The organism is Roseateles sp. YR242 (assembly GCF_900109745.1).
GTDB lineage: Bacteria > Pseudomonadota > Gammaproteobacteria > Burkholderiales > Burkholderiaceae_C > Roseateles.
Window position 1 is genome coordinate 215,889 of the sequence record NZ_FOAV01000005.1, and the last position, 23,824, is coordinate 239,712.

The 23,824-nt window shown below is 66.8% G+C and carries 8 protein-coding genes; 4 read left to right on the plus strand and 4 right to left on the minus strand.

The features are described 5' to 3' along the window. Window positions 1–7: 7 nt before the first annotated feature. The 4 genes from BMY53_RS12195 to scpA form a co-directional block, all read right to left on the minus strand. Window positions 8–2,083 (minus strand): acetyl-CoA carboxylase biotin carboxylase subunit, encoded by a 2,076-nt coding sequence (locus BMY53_RS12195; protein WP_092946743.1) that lies wholly within the window; start codon window positions 2,081–2,083, stop codon window positions 8–10. A 132-nt stretch (window positions 2,084–2,215) separates the two neighbouring features. Then, window positions 2,216–3,748 (minus strand): acyl-CoA carboxylase subunit beta, encoded by a 1,533-nt coding sequence (locus tag BMY53_RS12200; protein ID WP_092946744.1) that lies wholly within the window; start codon window positions 3,746–3,748, stop codon window positions 2,216–2,218. Next, window positions 3,741–4,850 carry a methylmalonyl Co-A mutase-associated GTPase MeaB gene (gene meaB / locus BMY53_RS12205; protein WP_255370162.1) on the minus strand — a complete coding sequence of 370 codons (1,110 nt, stop codon included), beginning with the start codon at window positions 4,848–4,850 and terminating at the stop codon, window positions 3,741–3,743. Before meaB ends, BMY53_RS12200 begins: the two co-directional genes overlap by 8 nt. Window positions 4,851–4,915: 65 nt before the next feature. Then, window positions 4,916–7,078, minus strand: coding sequence for a methylmalonyl-CoA mutase (scpA, locus tag BMY53_RS12210; protein WP_092946746.1), 2,163 nt, complete (start codon window positions 7,076–7,078; stop codon window positions 4,916–4,918). Window positions 7,079–7,203: 125 nt separating this feature from the next. Here scpA and BMY53_RS12215 point away from each other — a divergent pair, with 125 nt between their 5' ends. From BMY53_RS12215 to BMY53_RS12230, 4 genes are all read left to right on the plus strand, one after another. Further along, on the plus strand, window positions 7,204–7,848 hold the full coding sequence (locus BMY53_RS12215) for a GntR family transcriptional regulator (RefSeq protein ID WP_092946905.1): 645 nt from the start codon (window positions 7,204–7,206) through the stop codon (window positions 7,846–7,848). A gap of 414 nt (window positions 7,849–8,262) precedes the next feature. After that, window positions 8,263–17,706, plus strand: coding sequence for a hypothetical protein (locus tag BMY53_RS12220; RefSeq protein WP_092946747.1), 9,444 nt, complete (start codon window positions 8,263–8,265; stop codon window positions 17,704–17,706). 236 nt (window positions 17,707–17,942) lie between these two features. Then, complete coding sequence (locus BMY53_RS12225) at window positions 17,943–22,469, plus strand: hypothetical protein (protein WP_092946748.1); 4,527 nt, start codon at window positions 17,943–17,945, stop codon at window positions 22,467–22,469. Between the two features lie 229 nt (window positions 22,470–22,698). Next, on the plus strand, window positions 22,699–23,823 hold the full coding sequence (locus BMY53_RS12230) for a glycosyltransferase family 4 protein (RefSeq protein WP_092946749.1): 1,125 nt from the start codon (window positions 22,699–22,701) through the stop codon (window positions 23,821–23,823). Window position 23,824: the final 1 nt, after the last annotated feature.

Sequence of the window (23,824 nt, forward strand, 5' to 3'; positions counted from 1 at the left end):
CCGCTCCTCACTCAAACCGCAGGATGGGCTGATCGACCGCCAGGCTTTCGCCCGTCGCGGCCAGCACCTCCGCCACCGTCACGTCCTGGCTGGCCGTGAGGATGTTCTCCATCTTCATGGCCTCGATTACCGCCAGCCGTTCACCGGCCTGCACCATCTGCCCGGGCTGCACCGCGATATGCACCAGCAAGCCTGGCATCGGTGAAAGCAATTGCTTGCTGGTGTCGGGCGGCGCCTTGTAGGGCATCACCTGCTGCAACTCCGCCGCGCGCGGCGACAGTACCGTCACCTCGATGGCCCGCCCGTTGTGCTGGATGCGGTAGGCCAGCGGCGCTCTCGGTGTGCCGCGATCGGCCTGGGCCGAAAACGCTCGCCCATTCACCGTGCCGCTGATGCAGATGTCGTTCAGGCGGGACTGGCTCACGATGCGATAGGAACTCACCGCGTGTGTTCCGCCCACGCCGCCCAGCCCGCCGATGGTCACCAGCGCCTCCCCCAGGCTGCCCACATACTCGGTGATGGTGAGCGGGTAGCGGCTGAACCGCCCTTCCCCTTCATTCACCACCGCCACGTAGTCGTGCTCCACCTTGACCTCGTGCCCCGGCAACTGGCCGCTGATGCCGGCTTCCCGTTCACGCGCCTTTCGCCGGATGAAGCCCGCCAGGGCCACCAGGAAGCCCGGATCCTCATGCGGGACATCCTCCGCATGGAAGCCGCCCGCGTAGTGCTGCGCGATGAAGCCGGTGTTGAATTGCCCCGCCTGGAAGTCCGGATGCGCCAGCAGCGCCGACTGGAACGGGATGTTGCTGGAGATGCCCCGGATCACAAACCCGTTCAGCGCCTCGCGCATCTTCGCGATGGCCTCGGCCCGGTCCTTTCCGTGCACGATCAGCTTGGCGATCATCGAGTCGTAGAACATCGGGATCTCGCCGCCCTCGTACACACCAGTGTCGACCCGCACGCCAAAGCGCTCCGGCTGCGCCGCCACCATCGAGGTCTCCGGCGGCTGATACTTCACCAGCCGGCCCGTGGAAGGCAGGAAGTTGCGAAACGGGTCCTCGGCGTTGATGCGGCACTCGATGGCCCAGCCTTCACGCTGGATCTCCTCCTGCCGGAAGGACAGCGGCTCCCCCGCCGCCACGCGGATCATCTGCTCCACCAGGTCCAGGCCGGTGATGCATTCGGTCACCGGGTGCTCCACCTGCAGCCGGGTGTTCATCTCCAGGAAGTAGAAACTCTGGTCCTTGCCGACCACAAACTCCACCGTGCCGGCGCTCTGGTACTTCACCGCCTTCGCCAACGCGACCGCCTGTTCACCCATGGCGCGGCGCGTGGCGTCGCTGATGAAGGGAGATGGGGCCTCCTCGATCACCTTCTGATGCCGGCGCTGGATGGAGCACTCCCGCTCCCAGAGGTAGACCACGTGGCCCTGGCTGTCGCCGAGCACCTGGATCTCGATATGGCGCGGCTCCTCGACAAACTTCTCCATGAATACACGGTCGTCACCGAAGCTGTTGCGCGCCTCGTTGCGGCAACTCGTGAAGCCCTCTAAGCATTCCTTGTCGTTGAACGCCACCCGCAAGCCCTTGCCGCCACCACCCGCACTGGCCTTGATCATCACCGGATAGCCCACCCGCTGCGCGATGCTGACCGCCTCCTCAGCAGATTCGATGGGCTCGTTGTGGCCTGGGATGGTGTTGACCCGCGCCTCGCCGGCCAGCTTCTTGGAGGCGATCTTGTCGCCCATGGCTGCAATGGAATAGTGCTTGGGGCCGATGAAGACCAGCCCTTCCTCTTCCACGCGACGCGAAAACTCTTCGTTCTCGGACAGGAAGCCATAACCCGGGTGGATCGCTTCCGCGCCGGTCTGCTTCGCCGCCGCAATGATCTTGTCGGCCACCAGGTAGGACGCCCGCGAGGGCGCTGGCCCCAGCAGCACCGCCTCATCGGCCAGGCTCACGTGGCGGGCTTCCTTGTCCGCTTCGGAGTACACCGCCACGGTCGCAATGCCCATGCGCCGTGCCGTCTGGATCACGCGGCAAGCAATCTCGCCCCGGTTTGCAATCAGGATTTTTTTAAACATGAGCCCCCCAGTCGCTTCGCTCCTGCCCCCAAGGGGCGCCACCCAGCGGCCCGGCAAAGCCGGATCCGCGGGCGTTGCTTGATGCAAGGACACTGCGTGCCCGCAGGTCCTGTTCACGGTAGAGATGGCGGCTCATAGAGGAATATTGCCGTGCTTGCGCCACGGATTCTCCAGTTGCTTGTCCTTCAACATCACGAGCGAGCGGCAGATGCGCTTGCGCGTCTCATGCGGCTGGATCACGTCATCGATGAAGCCCCGCGCACCCGCCACGAACGGGTTGGCAAACCGCGCCTTGTATTCCGCTTCCCGCGCGGCCAGCTTGACCGGGTCGTTCTTGTCCTCGCGGAAGATGATCTCCACCGCGCCCTTGGCCCCCATCACCGCGATCTCCGCATTCGGCCAGGCAAAGTTCACATCACCGCGCAGGTGCTTGGAGCTCATCACGTCATAAGCGCCGCCGTAGGCCTTGCGGGTGATCACCGTCACCTTGGGTACCGTGCATTCCGCATAGGCATAGAGCAGCTTGGCCCCGTGCTTGATGATGCCGCCGTACTCCTGGCTGGTGCCCGGCATGAAGCCCGGCACGTCCACGAAGGTGATCACCGGGATATTGAAGGCATCGCAGAAGCGCACGAAACGGGCGGCCTTGATGCTGCTGCGGATGTCCAGGCAGCCCGCCAGCACCAGCGGCTGGTTGGCCACGATGCCCACGGTCTGCCCCTCCAGGCGCCCGAAGCCGGTGATGATGTTCTTCGCGTTCTCCGGTTGCAGCTCGAAGAAATCGCCGTCATCCACCACCTTCAGGATCAGCTCCTTCATGTCGTAGGGCTTGTTGGGGTTGTCGGGCACCAGCGTGTCCAGCGACAGGTCCAACCGGCTGCCCGGGTCCCCGCTGGGCCGGCACGGCGCCTTCTCGCGGTTGTTCAGCGGCAGATAGTTGAAGAAGCGCCGCAGCATCAGGATGGCTTCGACGTCATTCTCCAGCGCCAGGTCCGCCACGCCACTGCGGCTGGTATGGGTCGCCGCGCCGCCGAGTTCCTCGGCCGTCACTTCCTCGTGGGTCACCGTCTTCACCACCTCGGGGCCGGTGACAAACATGTAGCTGGAGTCCTTCACCATGAAGATGAAGTCGGTCATGGCCGGGGAATACACCGCGCCGCCCGCGCACGGGCCCATGATCATGCTGATCTGCGGAATCACGCCCGAGGCCATCACGTTGCGCTGGAACACGTCGGCATAACCGCCCAGGGAGGCCACGCCTTCCTGGATGCGGGCGCCGCCGGAATCATTCAGGCCAATGACGGGTGCCCCCACCTTCATCGCCTGGTCCATTACCTTGCAGATCTTCTCCGCATGGGCCTCGGAGAGCGCACCACCGAAGACGGTGAAGTCCTGGCTGAAGGCAAAGGCCAGCCGCCCATTGATCATGCCGTAGCCGGTCACCACACCATCGCCCGGAATGCGCTGGTCGGCCATGCCGAAGTCCACGCAGCGGTGCTCCACGAACATGTCCCATTCTTCAAACGTGCCGTCGTCAAAGAGCAGGTCCAGCCGCTCCCGCGCGGTCAGCTTGCCCTTGGCGTGCTGAGCCGCAATCCGGCGCTCGCCACCGCCTTGGCGGGCCTGCTCGCGCTTGTTCTCGAGCAACTGTCGAATGTCATTCATCTGATGGGTCTCCGGAGAATCGTGCCAACAGCTGGCGCGCCGCAGTCGAAGCTGCAAGCCGGCCTTCCAGCACGCGCGTCAAGGTGTCGTCCATCGCCTGCCGGACGGCGGGCGCTGAAGAAAACTGCTGTTTGAGCCCCGCCTGGATGCGCTCCCACATCCAGGCCAGGGACTGCTGGCGGCGCTTGTGATCCAGGCCGCCGTTGGATTGCTGCAAGGTCTTGAATTCGGTCACGGCGGACCAGAATTCGTCGATGCCCTGGGCTTTCAGCGCCGACAGCCGCATGACCCGGGGTTGCCAGAACCGCTGCGCGTTTGCGCCTTGCAAAGCTGCAAGAGCCGGCGCGTTGGAGGCGTTTCCCTGGCCTTCGTTGCCACCCGGGCCGGGGCCATGGTGGCCCGGCGGATCAGGGCGCCGGTGCATCCCGTACAACCGCAGTGACGATGTGATGTGCGCCTGCGCCCGTGTGGCCGCGGCCTCGTCCAGGTCGGTCTTGTTGATCACCACCAGGTCCGCCAGCTCCATCACGCCCTTCTTGATGGCCTGAAGGTCGTCGCCGGCGTTGGGCAGTTGCAGCAGGCAATACATGTCGGTCATGCCAGCCACGGCGGTTTCGCTCTGGCCCACACCCACCGTCTCCACAATGATCACGTCAAAGCCCGCCGCCTCGCAGACCAGCATCGCTTCGCGCGTCTTCTCCGCCACGCCGCCGAGGGTGCCACTGGCGGGGCTGGGCCGGATGTAGGCGCGCTCGTCCATGGAGAGGCGCTCCATGCGGGTCTTGTCCCCCAGGATGGAACCGCCGGAAATGCTGCTGGACGGGTCCACCGCCAGCACCGCCACGCGGTGCCCCTGCTGGATCAGGGCCAGCCCCAGTGCCTCGATGAAGGTGCTCTTGCCCACCCCCGGCACCCCGGAGATGCCCAGGCGGAAGGACTGGCCGGTGCGCGGCAAAAGCTCGGTGAGCAAGGCGTCCGCCTGCGCGCGATGGTCCACACGCGTGGATTCCATCAGCGTGATGGCCTTGGCCATGGCGCGGCGCTGGCGCGGCCCGGGCTCGCCGGCCAGGGCATCGGCCAGGGCCGCCACGGCCGCAGACATGACTTCAACATCCTTGTGCATCAGGCGGGAACGTCAGGGTTGAAGGTCACGGTGTGTGGCGGGCATCAAGCCGTTGCCACCGATTGGCGGATCTGCTCCAGCACATCCTTGGCACTCGCCGGGATGGGCGTGCCCGGCCCGTAGATGCCCTTCACGCCGGCTTCGTAGAGGAAGTCGTAGTCCTGCGCCGGGATCACCCCACCGACAAACACGATGATGTCGTCCGCGCCCTGCTCACGCAGCGCCTGGATGATGGCCGGCACCAGCGTCTTGTGCCCGGCCGCGAGTGTGGAGACGCCCACGGCGTGCACGTCGTTCTCGATGGCCTGGCGGGCGCATTCTTCGGGTGTCTGGAACAGCGGGCCCATGTCGACGTCAAAACCCAGGTCCGCATAGGCGGTGGCCACCACCTTGGCGCCCCGGTCGTGCCCGTCCTGGCCCAGCTTGGCGATCATCACCCGCGGCCGGCGGCCCTGCACCTCGGCAAACGTGGCGATCTCCTGCTGCAGGCGCTCCCAACCCTCGGCGGAGTCGTAGGCCGCCGCATAGACGCCGCTGACCTTCTGCGTATCGGCGCGGTGGCGGCCAAACACCGACTCCAGCGCATCCGAAATCTCTCCCACCGTGGCACGCAGCCGCACCGCCTGGATGCTCAGCGCCAGCAGGTTGCCCTGGCCGCTGTGCGCGGCCTCGGTGAGCGCCTGAAGCGCGGCCGTCACGGCGGTGGCGTCCCGCGTGGCGCGGATCTGCTGCAGCCGGGCGATCTGGCTGTCCCGCACCTTGACGTTGTCCACCTCCAGGATCTCCACCGGGTCTTCCTTGCCCAGCCGGTATTTGTTGACCCCGACGATCACATCCTTGCCAGCGTCAATGCGGGCCTGCTTCTCTGCCGCGCTGGCCTCGATCTTGAGCTTGGCCCAGCCGGAATCCACCGCCTTGGTCATGCCGCCCATGGCATCCACCTCCTGGATCAGGGCCCAGGCCTTGTCCGCCATGTCCTGCGTGAGCGACTCCATCATGTAGCTGCCGGCCCAGGGGTCGATCACGCTGGTGATGTGGGTCTCTTCCTGAATGATGAGCTGCGTGTTGCGCGCAATACGGGAACTGAACTCGGTGGGCAGCGCGATCGCCTCGTCCAGCGAGTTGGTGTGCAGGGACTGGGTGCCCCCAAACACCGCCGCCATCGCCTCGATGGTGGTGCGCACCACGTTGTTGTAGGGGTCCTGCTCGGTCAGGCTCCAGCCGGAAGTCTGGCTGTGCGTGCGCAGCATCAGGCTCTTGGGGTTCTTGGCATCAAACCCCTTCATGATCCGGCACCAGAGCAGGCGCGCCGCCCGCATCTTGGCGATCTCCAGATAGAAGTTCATGCCCACGGCCCAGAAGAACGAGAGCCGTCCGGCGAAGTCATCCACGTCCATGCCCTTGGCAATGGCGGTCTTCACATACTCCTTGCCATCCGCCAGCGTGAAGGCCAGCTCCAGCGCCTGGTTGGCTCCCGCCTCCTGCATGTGATAGCCGCTGATGGAGATCGAGTTGAACTTCGGCATCGAGCGGGCCGTGTACTCGATGATGTCGCCGATGATGCGCATCGACGGCTCCGGCGGGTAGATATAGGTGTTGCGGACCATGAACTCCTTGAGGATGTCGTTCTGGATGGTGCCGCTGAGCTGGTCCTGCGAGACGCCCTGCTCCTCCGCCGCCACGACATAACCCGCCAGCACCGGCAGCACGGCGCCGTTCATGGTCATGGAAACGGAGACCCGGTCCAGCGGGATGCCGTCGAAGAGGATCTTCATGTCCTCCACGGAATCGATGGCCACCCCGGCCTTGCCCACGTCCCCGGTCACGCGGGGGTGGTCGGAGTCATATCCCCGGTGCGTGGCCAGGTCGAAAGCCACCGACACCCCCTGACCGCCCGCCGCCAGTGCCTTGCGGTAGAAGGCATTGCTTTCTTCCGCGGTGGAAAAACCGGCGTATTGGCGGATGGTCCACGGCCGCACCGCATACATGGTGGCCTGAGGGCCACGCAGGAAGGGCTCAAAGCCCGGCAGCGTGTTGGCGTGCGGCAGCCCTTGCAGATCCTCCGCCGTGTAGAGCGGCTTGACGATCAGCCCCTCCGGCGTGTGCCAGTTCAAGGCGTCCACGTTGCCTTCGGGCGCCGACTTGGCGGCAGCCTTGCGCCACTGATCCAGGCTGACGTTCTTGAACTCGCGGGATTCATCGGACATGAAACTTATCTCCTGCAGGCGAAGACGATCATAGCGCCCTGCTTATTCATAATTATGAATTCAGTATTTGACTACACTCTGACGCGAAAGTGAGTGCCATCCCTATGTCGTCCATCCCCTCGCCGATGTCAGCCCCGCTGGCACCCCGTGCCTTGTATGAGGAGGTGGCCGAACGCCTGCGCCAGCAGATCTTCGCGCGCGAGCTGGAGCCCGGCAGCTGGATTGACGAACTCAAGCTGTGTGCGGAGCTGGGCATCAGCCGTACGCCCCTGCGGGAAGCGCTGAAGGTGCTGGCCAGCGAAGGCCTGGTCACCATGCGGGTGCGCCGCGGCGCCTACGTGACCGAAATGTCGGAACGGGACGTGCGGGAGGCCTACCAACTGCTCTCGCTGCTGGAGAGCGACGCCGCAGCCCAGGTGGCCCGCTATGCCAGCGATGCCGAACTGGCGGAACTGCAGGCGCTTCACGACGCGCTGGAAGCCGCACTGCCGGAGCGCGAACAATTCTTCGCGGCCAACGAACGCTTCCATCTGCGCATCATCGAGTTGGACGGCAACCGCTGGCGTATGCAATTCATCACGGATCTGCGCCGGGTGATGAAGCTCAACCGCCACCATTCCCTGTTCATGCAGGGCCGTTTGCAGGACTCGCTGCAGGAACACCGAGACATTCTTCACGCTTTGTTGCAACGCGAGCCAGAAACTGTCGCGCGCTTGATGCGGCTGCATTTCGATCAAGGCCTCAAAGCCACCGGCCACCACACCCGATAAACCCAAACCGGCCCACCCCCGCATGTCGGGGACTACACAAAACAAGGGTTTGTTTATCTATCTAAATATGTCTCGACGACATGAGACATTCGTCACGCCGCGCGGACGCCGGCGCTGACCCATCCGCCCCATCGCCTCGCAACCCCGATGGATGCTTGCTTTGGCAAGCATCTGCACCCCCGCATCCATGGGGCTTTACGCGCCATCCGGAAGCGTGAAGTGAGGCCGACTCTTCCCCCTTTTGTTTGCTTCAACGTAAAGACATGAGCCATACCATTTCCGGGCTGGCTCAAGTTTGTCAATTCGTGTCCGAAAACCGAATGACGGGAGCCGGTCGCTCGACCTACCCCTGCAGTTTGAGTTCGACAACGAGCGCCTATGGGCGCACCGCCCATAGTCCACGGAGCTTCCAAGATGGCATCGCTGATTACCAACCTGTCCACCGACCAGATCCAGGCGCTGACGTCCACGACGCTCGCACGCCTAACCAGTGAAGACTGGGCGGCGTTCACCACCGAACAATTCCAGGCCCTGACCACGGATCAGTTCGCTTCGCTGGGCACGAAGTCTGTGTCGTTTTTCACGACTTCGAACATCGCCGCCATCGAATCCGAAGATCTGCGCGCGCTGACCACGGCCGCCGTCCGCACCTTCACAAGCGAGCAGCTGAATTCGCTGGGTTCGGACCAGTTCGGCGCACTCACCACCAAGCAGGTCGGCTCGCTGACCACCCAACAGGTGCGTGGCCTCGAATCCGATGACCTGAACGCCCTGGGCTCCGACCAGATCCGCTCGTTGAGCTCGTCGCAGGTGGCCGCCATCACCACCAGCCTGATCAGCTCGCTCGCTTCCGACGACCTGCAGGCCCTGAAGACAGACCAGATCAAGGCCCTGAGCTCCTCGCAGGTCTCGGCCATCTCGACCGAAGGCGTGGCCGCCCTGAGCACGCAGCAGGCTGCCGCCATCTCCAGCACCCAGGCCGCTGCCCTGAACTCGGACCAGACCGCCGCGCTGACCTCGGACGCCGTCAAGGCCCTGAGCACCGCCGCCGTCCATGCCCTGGGCACCGACCAGGTGGCTGCCCTGAATTCCAGCCAGGTCGCCGCGCTGACCACGCAACAGATCGGCGCGCTGACCACCGGCCAGATCCGCCAGCTGAGCAGCGACGACATCGCCGCCCTGGACACCAACCAGATCCGCGCCATCACCACGCAGCAGATCGCCGCACTGAGCACCGACCAGATCAGCGGTCTGGACAGCGTCGATGTGCAGGCCCTGTCCACCGCGCAGGTGCGTGCCCTGAGTTCCGGCCAACTGAGCGCCCTGACCTCGGACTCCATCGAGGCGATGAGCTCCGCGCAGATCGGCGCCCTGACCTCCACCCAGGTCAAGGGCCTGAGTTCCGACCAGATCGCCGCCATCAGCTCTGACGACATCAAGGCGATCTCCACGGCCACCCTGCATTCGCTGACGACCGACCAGGTCCAGGCCCTGGGTTCCGACCAGGTCGCCGCCATGACCTCGGCCCAGGTCGGCTCGCTGACCACCGCACAAGTGCAGGTGCTCTCCACCGACGAGCTCAATGCGCTGAACAGCACCCAGATCCGCGCCCTGGGCACCGCCCAGATCGCCGCCCTGTCGACCGACCAGGTCGCCGGCATGGAAAGCGCCGACGTCCAGGCGCTGACCACGGGCCAGATCAATGCCCTGAGCTCGGCCCAGGTCGCAGCCCTGTCCACCGACGCCATCGTCGCCCTGACCTCGGGCCAGGTGGCCTCGCTGACCAGCAAGCAGCTGCAAGGCCTTTCCACCGACCAGGTCGCCGCGATCGAATCCGGTGACCTGCGCGCCATGTCGACCAACGCCCTGCGTTCGTTGACCACGGCCCAGTTCGACGCCCTGAATTCCGACCAGGTGGGCGCACTGACCACCCAGCAAGTCGCTGCGCTGACGACCGGCCAGGTCGCCGCCATGTCCACCGACGACCTGAACGCCCTGGGTACCGGCCAGATCCGCGCCCTGGGCACCGCCCAGGTCGCCGCCCTGACGACCGACCAGGTCCACGGCATGGAGAGCGCCGACGTCCAGGCCCTGAACACCGCCCAGGTGCAGGCCCTGAGCTCGTCCCAGGTGGGCGCGCTGACCACTGAAAACGTGGTCGCCCTGTCGTCTGCCCAGGTCGCGAGCCTGAGCACCAAGCAGATCGCCGGCCTGACCACCGACCAGATGGCCGCCATCGAGTCGGGTGACCTGCGCGCGCTCTCTACCGCCGCCATCCGTTCGCTGACCACCGCCCAGTTCGACGCCCTGACCTCCGACCAGGTGGGCGCTCTGACGACCGGCCAGGTCGCTGCGCTGACCACCGGCCAGGTGGCCGCCATGGCCACGGACGACCTGAACGCCCTGGGCAGCGCCCAGATCCGTGCCCTGGGTACCGCCCAGGTCGCCGCCCTGACGACTGACCAGGTCCACGGCATGGAAAGCGCCGATGTGCAGGCGCTGACCACCGGCCAGATCTCCGCGCTGAGCTCCGCCCAGATGGGTGCGCTCTCCACGGAAAACATCGCCGCCCTCAGCTCCGGCCAGGTGGCTGCGCTGAGCACCAAGCAGATCGCCGGCCTGACCACCGACCAGGTGGCCGCCATCGAGACCGGCGACCTGCGCGCCCTCTCCACCGGCGCCATCCGCTCGCTGACCACCGACCAGTTCGACGCCCTGGGCTCTGACCAGGTCGCCGCCCTGACCACCGGCCAGGTGGCCGCGCTGACCACCGGCCAGGTGGCCGCCATGTCCAGCGACGACCTGAATGCCCTGGGCAGCGGCCAGATCCGCGCCCTGGGTACCGCCCAGATTGCCGCCCTGACCACCGACCAGATCTCGCACATGACCAGCGAGGACGTGCAGGCCCTGACCACCGCCCAGGTGCAGGCCCTGAGCTCGGCCCAGGTGGCCGCGCTGGCCACGGACAACATCGTCGCCCTGAGCTCCAGCCAGGTGGCTGCGCTGAGCAGCAAGCAGGCTGCCGGCCTGACCACCGACCAGGTGGCCGCCATCGAAACCGGTGACCTGAAGGCCCTGACCACCGGCGTCATCCGCTCGCTGGACAGCAGCCAGCTGGACGCCCTGAACTCCACCCAGGTGGCGGCGCTGACGACCGGCCAGGTCGCCGCGCTGAGCACCGGCCAGGTGGCCAACCTGAGCAGCGATGACCTGAACGCCCTCACCAGCGGCCAGATCAAGTCGCTCTCCACCGCCCAGGTCGCCGCGCTGACCACCGCCCAGGTCAGCACCCTGACCAGCGAGGATGTGCAGGCCCTGAGCACCAACCAGATCGCTGCCCTGAGCTCTGCCCAGGTCGGTGCCCTGGCCACGGAAAACATCGCCGCGCTGAGCTCCGCCCAGATCGCCCCGCTGAACACCAAGCAAGTGGGTGGCCTGACGACCGACCAGGTCGGCGCCATCGAAACGGTGGACGTGAAGGCCCTGAGCACGCAAGCCCTGCGCGCCCTGACCACCGACCAGATCGGTGCCCTGACCTCCGACCAGGTCGCCGCCCTGACGACCGCCCAGGTCGCCGCCCTGAGCACGGCCCAGGTGGTGGCTCTGGCCACGGAAGACCTGAACGCCCTGGGCAGCGCCCAGATCCGCGCCCTGGGCACCGCCCAGATCGCCGCGCTGACGACCGACCAGATCCAAGGCATGGAAAGCGCCGATGTGCAGGCCCTGACCACCGGCCAGGTCGCTGCCTTCAGCTCGACCCAGATCGGTGCGCTCTCCACCGAGAACGTCGCTGCGCTGACCTCCACCCAGGTCGGTGCCCTCACCAGCAAGCAGGCCGCCGGCCTGAGCACGGACCAGATCGCCGCCATCGAAACCGGCGACATCAAGGCCCTGTCCACCACCGCCCTGCGCGCCCTGGACAGCAGCCAGCTGGATGCCCTGGGTTCCGACCAGATCGCCGCGCTGAGCACGGCGCAGGTCGCCTCCCTGACCACCGGCCAGGTCTCCACGCTCTCCAGCGATGACCTGAACGCCCTGACCAGCGCCCAGATCAAGGCCCTGAGCACCGCCCAAGTGGCGGCCCTGTCCACCGGCCAGGTCGCCACCATGACCAGCGAGGACGTGGCAGCCCTGACCACCAACCAGCTGCAAGCCCTGGGCTCCGGCCAGGTCGGCGCCCTGAGCACCGACTCGATCGTGGCCCTGAGCTCCGGCCAGATCGGCTCGCTGACCAGCAAGCAGGTCGCCGGCCTGACGACCGACCAGATCGCCGCCATCGAAACCGGTGACCTGAAGGCCCTGAACACCGCCGCCCTGCGTTCGCTCACCAGCGACCAGCTCAATGCCCTGGGCTCCGACCAGGTGCAGGCCCTGAGCACCGTGCAGGTCTCTTCGCTGAGCACCGGCCAGGTCGCCAGCCTGACGAGCGATGACCTCAACGCCCTGACCAGCGGCCAGATCAAGGCCCTGGGCACCGCGCAGGTTGCCGCCCTGACGACCGGCCAGGTCAACACCATGGAGTCGGCCGACGTGGCCGCCCTGGCGACCAACCAGGTGGCCGCCCTGAGCTCCGCCCAGATCGGCGCCCTGAGCACCGACTCGATCGTGGCGCTGAGCTCCTCGCAAGTGGCCGCTCTGAGCTCCAGGCAGGTCGCCGGCCTGGGCACCGACCAGATCGCTGCGCTGGAATCCGCCGACGTGAAGGCGATCACCACCAACGCGCTGCAGTCCCTGACCTCCGCCCAGCTGGACGCCCTGGACTCCAACCAGATCGCCGCGCTGAGCACCCAGCAGGTCGCTGCCCTGACCACCGGCCAGGTGAGCAACCTCTCCAGTGACGACCTGAACGCGCTGACCAGCGGCCAGATCAAGGCCCTGAGCACCCAGCAGGTCGCTGCGCTGACGACCGGCCAGGTCTCGACCATGACCAGCGACGACGTGCAGGCCCTCAACACCAACCAGATCGCCGCGCTGAGCTCGGCCCAGGTAGGTGCGCTCTCCACCGATGCCGTGGTGGCCCTGACCTCCGGCCAGGTGGCAGCCCTGAGCAGCAAGCAAGTGGCCGGCCTGACGACCGACCAGATCGCCGCCGTCGAATCCGGCGACCTGAAGGCCTTGAACACCGCCGCCCTGCGTGCGCTGACCAGCAGCCAGCTCGAAGCGCTCAGTTCCGACCAGATCCAGGCGCTGAGCACCGTCCAGGTGGCCTCGCTGACGACCACCCAGGTCAGCCAGCTGGCCACGGACGACTTCGCCGCCCTGACCTCCGGCCAGCTGCGCGCCCTGACCACCGGCCAGGTGGCCGCGCTGAGCACGGCCGAACTGGAAGCCCTGAACAGCGACCAGATCGCCGCGCTGAACACCGTCCAGGTGGCCGCGCTGACGACCACCCAGATCGCCAACCTGACCAGCGATGACCTGAACGCCCTGACCAGCGCCCAGATCAAGGCCCTGAGCACCGCCCAGGTCGCTGCCCTGACCACCGGCCAGGTCAGCACCATGGAATCGGCCGATGTGGCCGCGCTGACGACCAACCAGATTGCCGCGCTGGGCTCGGCCCAGGTGGGTGCGCTGAGCACGGACGCCATCGTGGCCCTGAGCTCGCTGCAAGTCGCCGCGTTGACCACGAAGCAAGTGGCCGGCCTGACGACCGACCAGATCGCCGCCATCGAATCCGGTGACCTGAAGGCCCTGTCCTCCAGCGCCCTGCGCGCCCTGGACAGCAGCCAACTGGACGCCCTGGGTTCCGACCAGGTCCAGGCCCTGACCACCACGCAAGTGGCGGCCCTGACCACCGGCCAGGTGAGCACCCTCTCCAGCGACGACCTGAACGCGCTGACCAGCGCCCAGATCAAGGCCCTGTCCACCGCGCAGGTGGCCGCCCTGACCACCGGCCAGGTCTCGACCATGACCAGCGACGACGTGGCTTCGCTCACGACCGCCCAGGTCACCGCCCTGAGCTCCGGCCAGGTGGGTGCCCTGAGCACGGACGCGATCGTGGCCCTGAGCTCGACGCAGGTGGCTGCGCTGACGACCAAGCAGGTGGCCGGCCTGACGACGGACCAGATGTCCGCCATCGAATCCGGTGACCTGAAGGCCCTGAGCACGCAAGCCCTGCGCGCCCTGACCACCGACCAGCTCGACGCCCTGGGCTCCGCCCAGATCCAGGCCCTGACCACGGCGCAGGTCGCTTCCCTGAGCACCGCTCAGGTGAGCAACCTCTCCAGCGATGACCTGAACGCGCTGACCAGCGCCCAGATCAAGGCCCTGGGAACCGCCCAGGTGGCGGCCCTGACCACGGCCCAGGTGAACGCGATGGAGTCGGAAGACGTGGCCGCCCTGGCGACCAACCAGGTCCAGGCGCTGAGCTCGGCCCAGATCGGCGCGCTGAGCACCGAATCGATCGTGGCCCTGAGTTCCGCCCAGGTCGGCGCGCTGAGCAGCAAGCAGGTCGCGGGTCTGACGACCGATCAGGTCGCCGCCATCGAGACGGCGGATCTGAAGGCGCTGACGACCAACGCCCTGCAGTCCCTGACCTCGGCCCAGCTGGACGCGCTGGATTCCAACCAGATCGCCGCGCTGAGCACGCAGCAGGTCGCTGCCCTGACCACCGGCCAGGTGAGCACGCTCTCCAGCGATGACCTGAACGCCCTGACCAGCGCTCAAATCAAGGCCCTGAGCACCCAGCAGGTCGCCGCCCTGACGACCGCCCAGGTCAGCACCATGGAATCGGCCGACGTGGCTGCCCTGGCGACCAACCAGGTCCAGGCGCTGAGCTCGGCCCAGATCGGCGCCCTGAGCACCGATGCGATCGTGGCCCTGAGCTCGGTCCAGGTGGCTGCGCTGACCAGCAAGCAAGTGGCCGGCCTGACCACGGACCAGGTCGCCGCGATTGAATCGGCTGACCTCAAGTCCCTGTCCACCGTCGCCCTGCGTGCACTGACCAGCGACCAGCTCGAAGCGCTGAGCTCCGACCAGGTCCAGGCCCTGAGCACCGCGCAGGTGTCTTCGCTGACGACCACCCAGGTCAGCCAGCTGGCCACCGACGACTTCGCGGCCCTGACCACCGGCCAGCTGCGTGCCCTGACCACCGGCCAGGTGGCGGCACTGAGCACCGCTGAACTGGAAGCCCTGAACAGCGACCAGATCGCCGCGCTGAGCACCGTCCAGGTGGCTGCGCTGACGACCACCCAGATCGCCAACCTGACCAGCGACGACCTGAACGCGCTGACCAGCGGCCAGATCAAGGCACTGTCCACCGCCCAGGTGGCTGCCCTGACCACCGCCCAGGTCAGCACGATGGAAACCGCCGACGTGGCCGCCCTGGCGACCAACCAGGTGGCTGCCCTCAGCTCCGCCCAGGTGGGTGCGCTGGCGACCGACGCGATCGTGGCCCTGAGTTCGCTGCAAGTGGCCGCCCTCGGCTCCAGGCAGGTGGCCGGGCTGACGACCGACCAGATCGCCGCCATCGAATCCGGTGACCTGAAGGCCCTCAGCACCGTGGCCCTGCGCAGCCTGACCAGTGACCAGCTCGACGCCCTGGGCTCTGCACAGGTCCAGGCGCTGACCACCCAACAGGTGGCGGCCCTGACCACCGGCCAGGTGAGCAACCTGTCCAGTGACGATCTGAATGCACTGACCAGCGGCCAGATCAAGGCGCTGACGACCCAGCAGGTCGCCGCCCTGACGACCACGCAGGTCTCCACCATGACCAGCGAGGACGTCGCGGCCCTGGCCACCAACCAGCTCCAGGCGCTGAGTTCGGCCCAGGTCGGTGCGCTCGCGACCGACGCGGTGGTGGCCCTGTCCTCCGCCCAGGTCGGTGCCCTGAGTTCCGCCCAGGTGCTGGGTCTGACGACCGACCAGGTGGCTGCCATCGAATCGGGTGACCTCAAGGCCCTCTCGACCGTGGCCCTGCGTGCCCTGACCAGCGCGCAACTGGAAGCCCTGAGCAGCGACCAGATCGCCGCGCTGACCACCAACCAGGTCAATTCCCTGACCACGGCACAGGTCAGCAACCTGACCAGCGACGACCTGAACGCGCTGACCAGCAGCCAGATCCGCTCGCTGACCAACGCCCAGCTGCAGGCCCTGACCACGGCGCAGGTCTCGACGATGACCAGCGACGATGTCGCCGCGCTGACCAGCACGCAGATCCAGGCGCTGGGCTCGGCCCAGATCGGCGCCCTGAGCACCGAAGCGATCGAGGCCCTGAGCTCGACCCAGGCCAGTGCGCTGACCTCGGCCCAGGTGGATGGCCTGACCACGGCCCAGATGGCCGCCTTCGAAACCGTGGACCTGCGTGCCCTGGGCACCGCAGCCATCCGCTCGCTCGACAGCGCCCAGCTGGAAGCCCTGGACTCCAACCAGATCGCTGCCCTGAGCACGGCCCAGGTGTCTGCCCTGTCCACGCTGCAAGTCAGCCAGATGGCCACCGATGACGTGCAGGCCCTGACCTCGGCCCAAGTGGTGGCCCTGAGCTCGGCCCAGCTCCAGGCCTTCACCACCGACCAGGTGGCGGCGCTGGACACGGTGGACCTGGCGGCCATCAGCAGCGCCAACATGGCGGCCTTCGGCTCCGCCGACTTCGAAGCCTTCAGCTCGGATCAGATCCATGCCCTGACGGCCTCGCAGTGGAGCGCGGTGGGCACCTCGCAGATCGTGGGTATCGAGACGGCCGACATCGGCTCGATCACCACGGCCGGCATCCATGCCCTGAGCACGGCGGCTGTCCATGCCTTCAGCACCGACCAGATCGGCGCACTGACCACCGAGCAGGTGCACGAGTTCTCGACCGCACAGATCCGCGCCCTGGGCACTGACCAGATCGCGGCCCTGAGCACCGACGACATCGGCGCCCTGACCAGCAACCACTTCGCGACGCTGACCTCGGCCCAGGTGCATGCCCTGACGACGGAACAGATCCTGGCCTTCGGCTCCGAGGACATCCACGCGCTGACCTCGGTCCAGGTCCACGGCCTGAGCACCGACCAGATCATGGCGATGACCTCCGACCAGTTCATTGGTTGGGACACGCAGGATCTGTCCGCGATGAGCATGGAGCAGTCGCTGGTGATCACGTCCGAACAACGTGCCGGCTGGACGGACGCGCAGCACAACGCGCTGTTCCTCTCCACGCCGATCATGCTGGACCTGGACGGCAACGGCATCCAGACGCTGTCGGCCAGCCAGGGCGTGAACTTCGACCTCAACAACACCGGTCATAACGACAAGTGGGGTTGGGTCGGCGGCAACGACGGTCTGCTGGTGATGGACCTGAACGGCGACGGCAAGATCAACAGCGGCGCGGAACTGTTCGGCGCGGGTACTGTGGTCAACGGCCAGAAGGGCGCAGACGGCTTCACCGCCCTGGGCACCCTGGACAGCAACCACGACGGCCACATCAATGCCTCGGATGCCAACTACGGCAAGCTGCAGGTGTGGGTGGATGCCAACCACGACGGCAAGACCGATGCGGGTGAACTGAAGACGCTGGCCGACCTGGGCATCACCGACCTCAACCTGAATGCCACCAAGGGCACGACGGTGGAGAACGGCAACGTCCTGGGCCTGGTCTCCAGCTACACCAAGTCGGACGGCACGACCCATGAAATGACCGACGTGTGGCTGGCCAAGGACGGCAGCACGCAGACCGCCACGAGCTCGGCCTCGCCGAGCCTGGGTGACCTGCTGGCGGCGCCGACCGGCAACCTGCTGGGCGACACCGCGGCCACGACGGCGACCGGGACGACGAGTGTGTCCACCACCTCGACCACCGGCTCGGTCCATGACATGCTGGCCGTGGCGATCGCCAAGACCAAGCTCGACGAGGACAACGGCAACGCCCCTCTGATCTAAAGGCATGGAAGCCCCCGGATGGCCGGGCCTGGGGCCCGCCCATCCGCCCCCCGAGGGGGCTGCGGGCCGCCTTGGGAGCGGCCCGGCGGCAGCCCTCTTCGCTGACCGGAGCCCCGCTGGAACCACGCTACGCGCGTTCCAGCGCTCTGGTGAGTGAGGGGTGCGGTGAACGGGGATCCTTGAGGTTCTTTGATGCGAACATTGACCGGCAGACTTGCTCAGTAGTTGATTCCTGAATGGCCACCTTCGACGTCTCCGCGCTCACGCCGGAAGAGATTGCCGCCCTCACCACCACCCAGCTCAACACGCTGACGGGTGCGGAATGGGCGCTGCTGACCCCTTCCCAGGTGGTGGCGCTGACGACCTACCAGGTGCACGCCCTGTCGGCTCGGCAGCTCAATTCGCTGGCGTCAGGCCAGTTGGCGGCCATGGAGCTGGAGGACGTCCAGGCCATCAGCACGGCGGCCATCCGGACCATGACCACGCTGACGGTGCAGGCGCTGACCAGCGATCAGGTCCACGCCCTGACCACCGACCAGGTGCCGGCGCTGACCATCGATCGCCTGCGCCGCATGGACAGCGACCAGTTCAGTGCGCTGGACAGCACCCAGATCCAGGCGCTCACCTCCATCCAGGTGCGCGGCCTCAACAGCACCCAGGTCGGGCTGCTGGCGACTGACGAGGTGGCGGCGCTGAGCACGGCGCAGGTCAAGGCCATGACCACGGTGCAGATCGGGGCGCTGAACAGCGACCAGTTCAACGCCATGGACACGGCGCAGATCGGCACGATCAGCGGCTCCCAGAGCAAAGGGCTCACCGCCGACCAGCTCAACACCCTGGCCAGCGACTCGCTGCAGGCGCTCAGCACCCAGGCGGTCCGCAACCTGACGACCACGGCGGTTGCGCAGCTCAGCTCGGAGGCCATCCAGACGCTGGAATCCCAGCAGATCGGCGCACTGACCAGCCAGCAGTTCCGCACCCTGGGCACCGACAACCTGGCCGCGCTCACCACCGAGCAGATGAGCGCGGTGGGCACCCTGCAGATCAAGGCGCTGAACACCACCCAGGTGGCCGCACTGGAAGCCGAGGACCTGGGCGTCATCGGCACCAAGGGCGTGCGGGCCCTGGACTCGACCCAGATTGCCGCGCTCAGCTCGGACCAGATGAACGGCCTGACGGCCGCGCAGGTGGCCAGCTTCACATCCACCCAGCTGGTGGGCCTGCATTCCGAACAGCTGGCCTCGTTCAGCACGGCCGAGCTGCGCTCGCTCAGCAGTGCCGCGCTGGCGGGCCTGCGCCCCGATGTCATGGCCGCCTTCGACAGCGACCAGCTCGCGGCCCTGAAGCCTGTCCAGATCCAGGCCATCACCACCCGCCAGCTGGCGGCCTTTGATACGGACGACCTGGCCGCGCTGACCACCAGCCAGTTCAACGCCTTCAGCTCGTCCCAGGTGGCGGCACTCTCCGCCAACCAGTTGCACTCGCTGGGCACGGATGACCTGGCCGCGCTGAGCAGCACCGCCGTGCGCGGGCTCAGCGCCGCGCAGTTGGCCGCGCTGGATACCACGCAGTTGGCCGCGCTGAGCGGCAGCCAGGCCGCATCGCTGGGCACCCGGCAGCTGAGCGACCTGACCTCGGACCAGTTGATCTCGCTGAGCACCACGGCCATCCAGGCGTTGACCACCCGGGTCATCGCCACCCTCAGCACCGACCAGATCGATCTGCTGACCACGGACCAACTGGTCGCCCTGACCACGGCGCAGGTGCGCGCGCTCACCACGGCCCAGTTGGCCGCATTGACGCCGGACGACCTCAACAGCCTCACCACCACCCAGTTCGCCGCCTTCAGCTCCCAGCAGTTCCGCGGGCTGACCACGGACCAGGTGTCGCTGCTGCAGACGGACGACTTCGGGGCGCTCTCCGGCACGGTGATCCGTTCCTTGAGCACGGCCCAGGTAAATGCACTGGACGTCGGCATGGTGGGCGCGTTCAGTACCGCCCAGGCGACGGTACTCAATTCCGCCCAGGTGGGGGCCCTGCGGCTGGACCAGGTGCAGGCACTGAGCACCGAGGCCATGGCCGCCATCAACACCCTGGCGATCAAGGGGCTGACGTCGGACCAGTTCGACGCCCTCGGTGCCAACGCCATCACCGCCCTGCGCACCACCCAGTTGGTGGCGCTGAGCACGACGCAGGTGCGAGAGCTGGACCATGACCAGCTCAATGCCATAGGCACCACCAACTTCGCCGCGCTGACCTCGTTCCAGCTCGCCGCCATCGCCAGCAACGAAATCGGCCAGCTCGCCCCGGAAATGCTGGCGGCCGTCAAGCCGGCCTACCTGGCGGTGCTGGGGGCCACCCAGATCGGCCAGCTGACCCGCGAACAGTTCGGTGCCTTCGGCAGCAGCCAGACGGCGCAGCTCAGCACCGCGCAGGTCGCCGCGATGACGCCGGACCAGATTGATGCGCTGTCCAGCCAGGGCGTGATCGGCTTCAGCGTGATGGCGGTGCAGGCGCTGAGCACGGCGCAGCTCAACGCGCTGGTGGATTCGCAGATCGACGCGATGCGCACCAACCAGATCGCCGCGCTGACGACGAGTCAGTTGGCGGCGTGGTCCCAGGGCGACCTCAATGCCATGAACACGGCGCAGTACGCCGTGCTGTCCTCCCGCCAGATTGGCGCACTGACCACCGACCAGGTCGCCAATCTGGAAGTAGTGGATGTGGCGGCGATCACCACACGCGCCCTGGCCGGCTGGAATTCGGCGCAGATCGCTGCGCTCAGCGGCGACAGCGTGGGCGGCATGACGGACGCCCAACTGGCCTCGCTCACCTCCAAGCAGGTCATGGGGATGACGGTGGACCAGCTGGACCACCTCAGCGCCGCCCAGTTGACCAAGATCAGCAGCACCGCGCTACTGGGCCTGGGCAGCGACCAGTTCGCTTCCTTGGACGGGGCGCAGATCGTTGCGTTTTCGGCCAAGCAGATCGCCTCGCTGACCTCGCTGCAGATCGCCGCCATGCCCACCGACGTGTTGGAGGCGCTGACCACCACCCAGTTCGCCGCCCTGCGTTCCTCGCAACTGGCGGCGCTGGATGCCAGCCAGATCGGTGCGCTGGAGACCCAGGACCTGGCCCTGCTGCACACGACCGCCCTGCGCGCGTTGAGCACCGACCAGATCGGCTGGCTGAGTCTGGCCCAGATCCAGGCGCTGAGCACTACCCAGGTGGCCTCGCTGACCTTCCAGCAAGCCGCCGCGATGCACACCGACCAGATCGCTGCGCTGGACACCCACCAGGTCGCGGCCCTGACCAATGTGCAGGTGTTGGCCTGGACCAGCGACCAGATGGCCGCGTTGGACCCGCAGGACGTCGCCCTGTTGCCAGGCCGCGCCATTCGCGTGATGGAAGCCGGCGACTTCGCCGCGTTCAACACCGACCAGATCCACATGCTGACGAGCGCCCAGGTGGCGGAACTCACACTGGGCCAATGGGGCGGCTTTGCGACTGAAGACTTCGCGGCGCTGAGTTCGGCGGCGATGAAGGGTTTCAGCTCCACCATGCTCAACGGCCTGAGCACGGACATGGTGGCCGCGCTGGGTTCAGACCAGATTCACGGCCTGAGCACGCAGGTGCTGCGCGCGTTGCACACCGAGCAGATTGCGGCCATGAATTCGGATGCCATCCAGGCGCTGGACAGCCACGACATCGTGGCCATGACCACCGCCCAGATCGCCGCCATTTCCTCGGATGGCTTTGCCGCCATGTCCAGCGAAGACCTGACGGCGCTGAGCCGTGACCAGGCCAAGGCGCTGACGCTGGACCAGATTCATGCCATCAGCAGTGATGCGGTGATCGGTTTCGAAACCCGCGACCTGACGGCGCTGACCATGGACCAGGTGATGGCCTTCAGCTCCGACGCCATCCATGCGATGAGCGGCAAGCAACTGGACGCCCTGTTCCTGGCCACGCCCATCATGCTGAACCTGGACGGTGCCGGCATTTCCACTGTTGCTGCCGAGCATGGGGTGCTGTTTGACCTCAACGGCACAGGCCAGCAACAGCAATGGGGCTGGATGGCCAGCGGCAACGGCCTGCTGGCGCGCGACATCAACGGGGACGGCCAGATCAACTCCGGCGCCGAGCTCTTCGGCACCGGCACCCTCCTGGCCAATGGCCAGCATGCGGCGAATGGCTACGAGGCCATGGCAGCGCTGGACACCAACCACGACCACAAGCTGACGGCGGCGGATGCGGCCTTTGGGGAACTGCGGGTCTGGGCGGACGCCAACGGCAACGGCAAGACCGACACCGGGGAACTGGTAAGCCTGGCCTCCCTGGGCATCGTGGAGCTGGACCTGCAGGCGCAGGGCAGCACCACGCAGGACAACGGCAACCTGGTGGGGCTGATCTCCGGCTACAAGACGGCGGATGGGGTGACGCACCAGATGGCGGACGTGTGGTTTGCCAAGTCGGGGGAAACGACTGGCGAGGCAGCGGCCACGGCGGCGGCTGCTGCCACCACCCACTCGGCCACCAGCATCGCCACGACAACGTCTGCAACAACGGCCACCAGCTTGCCGGACGCCGCAGACCTGCTGGCCGCGCCGGCCAAGGCCGGCACTGATGCGGGCGGCCTGCTGTCCCACGCAGTGACGGCCACAGCCTCTGCCTCCGCAGACTCCGCTTCGACCCTGTTGGTCCATGCGGCCATGATCAAGCGCGGCGCTGAGGATGAAGCGGCTGGGGCGCCGTTGATCTGATGGGCCGGTCAGTGTTTCACTTTTAGATCCACCGGTCAGAAGTTCCAAGAGTAGATGTCAGATCGGGCACCATTTAGCCTACCTGAGTGCCCCTTTTTGATGCTTTCTTCCCTTCACCGCAGAGACACAATCCGCGCGATGATGCCCCTGCCGTGACCTGATCACGCCGCCTGGGGCCAACCGGAAGGGATACGCGTTGAAAACTCTGTGCATTGAGGGCTGGCGAGGGGTGAACCACTCCATCGCCATGGTCAACCAGAACCAGATTCTGGAGATGGTGAAGGACCCGCGCTTCCAGCTCTTCCACCGGGATGCTCCCTTCTTCCTGCCGCACTGGGACCGCAACAAGCTGGACTCCGGCTTCTCGCCGGAGGAGCGCGCCATCATCGACGGCCTGCCCGACCCGGGTGACCAGCGCATGGACACCTGCCTGCGCATCGCCTCCCCGGTGCGCCTGAGCCTGCAGGAACAAGCCCGCCGCCACCTGACCTTCGTCGTGACCGAGTTCGGCCTCAGCGGCAAGAGCTTCGACCCACCGGAACTCGCACCCTCCGCCTTCACCCAGGGCGACGACCTCGTCATCACCCCCACCCGCTGGTCCAAGGCAAGGCTGGTGGACTACGGCTTCGAGCCCGACAAGGTCCAGGTGGTGCCGCACGGCTACAAGACCGATACCTTCCTGCCCATGACCGCAGCGCAGCGGGAACAGGCCCGGCAGGCGCTCAACATCCGCCCGGACGAGATCGTGTTCACCAACGTGGGCGTGGCCACGTGGAACAAGGGCATTGACCTGCTGCTGCTGGCCTTTGCCGAACTGCGCCTGGCCGGCCTGCCGGTACGCCTGATCCTTAAGGATCACCAGGGGCTCTACGGCATCTCGGTGGAGCGGGTCTTCGCTGAAATGGCTGCCCGCGCCCCGCAACTGAGCCTGCCTGTGGTGCGGGACGGCATCGCCGTACTCTCCACCAGCCTGAACCTGCCGCAGATCCGGTCGCTCTACGCCTTGTCGGACGCTTATGTGTCGCCTTACCGCGCGGAAGGTTTCAACCTGCCAGTGCTGGAAGCGATGGGGTGCGGCACCCACGTGATCGTCAGCGGCGGCGGCGCCACGGACGACTTCACACCGCCCGAGCTGTGCCACCGCCTCTTCACTCGCCCCGGCACCCCAGCGGATGCGCCGGCACCGGTGGGCGGCGCCTTCGTGGTCCCGGATCTGGACGACCTGCGCGAAGCCATGCTCCAGGTAGTGGAAAAACGCCTGCCACCAGCGGCGCGGCGTGAAGCCGCCCGCCAGCGTCTGGCCGAACGTTTCTCCTGGGCCACCGTGACCCGCCAGTTGCTGGACCTGTGCTGAC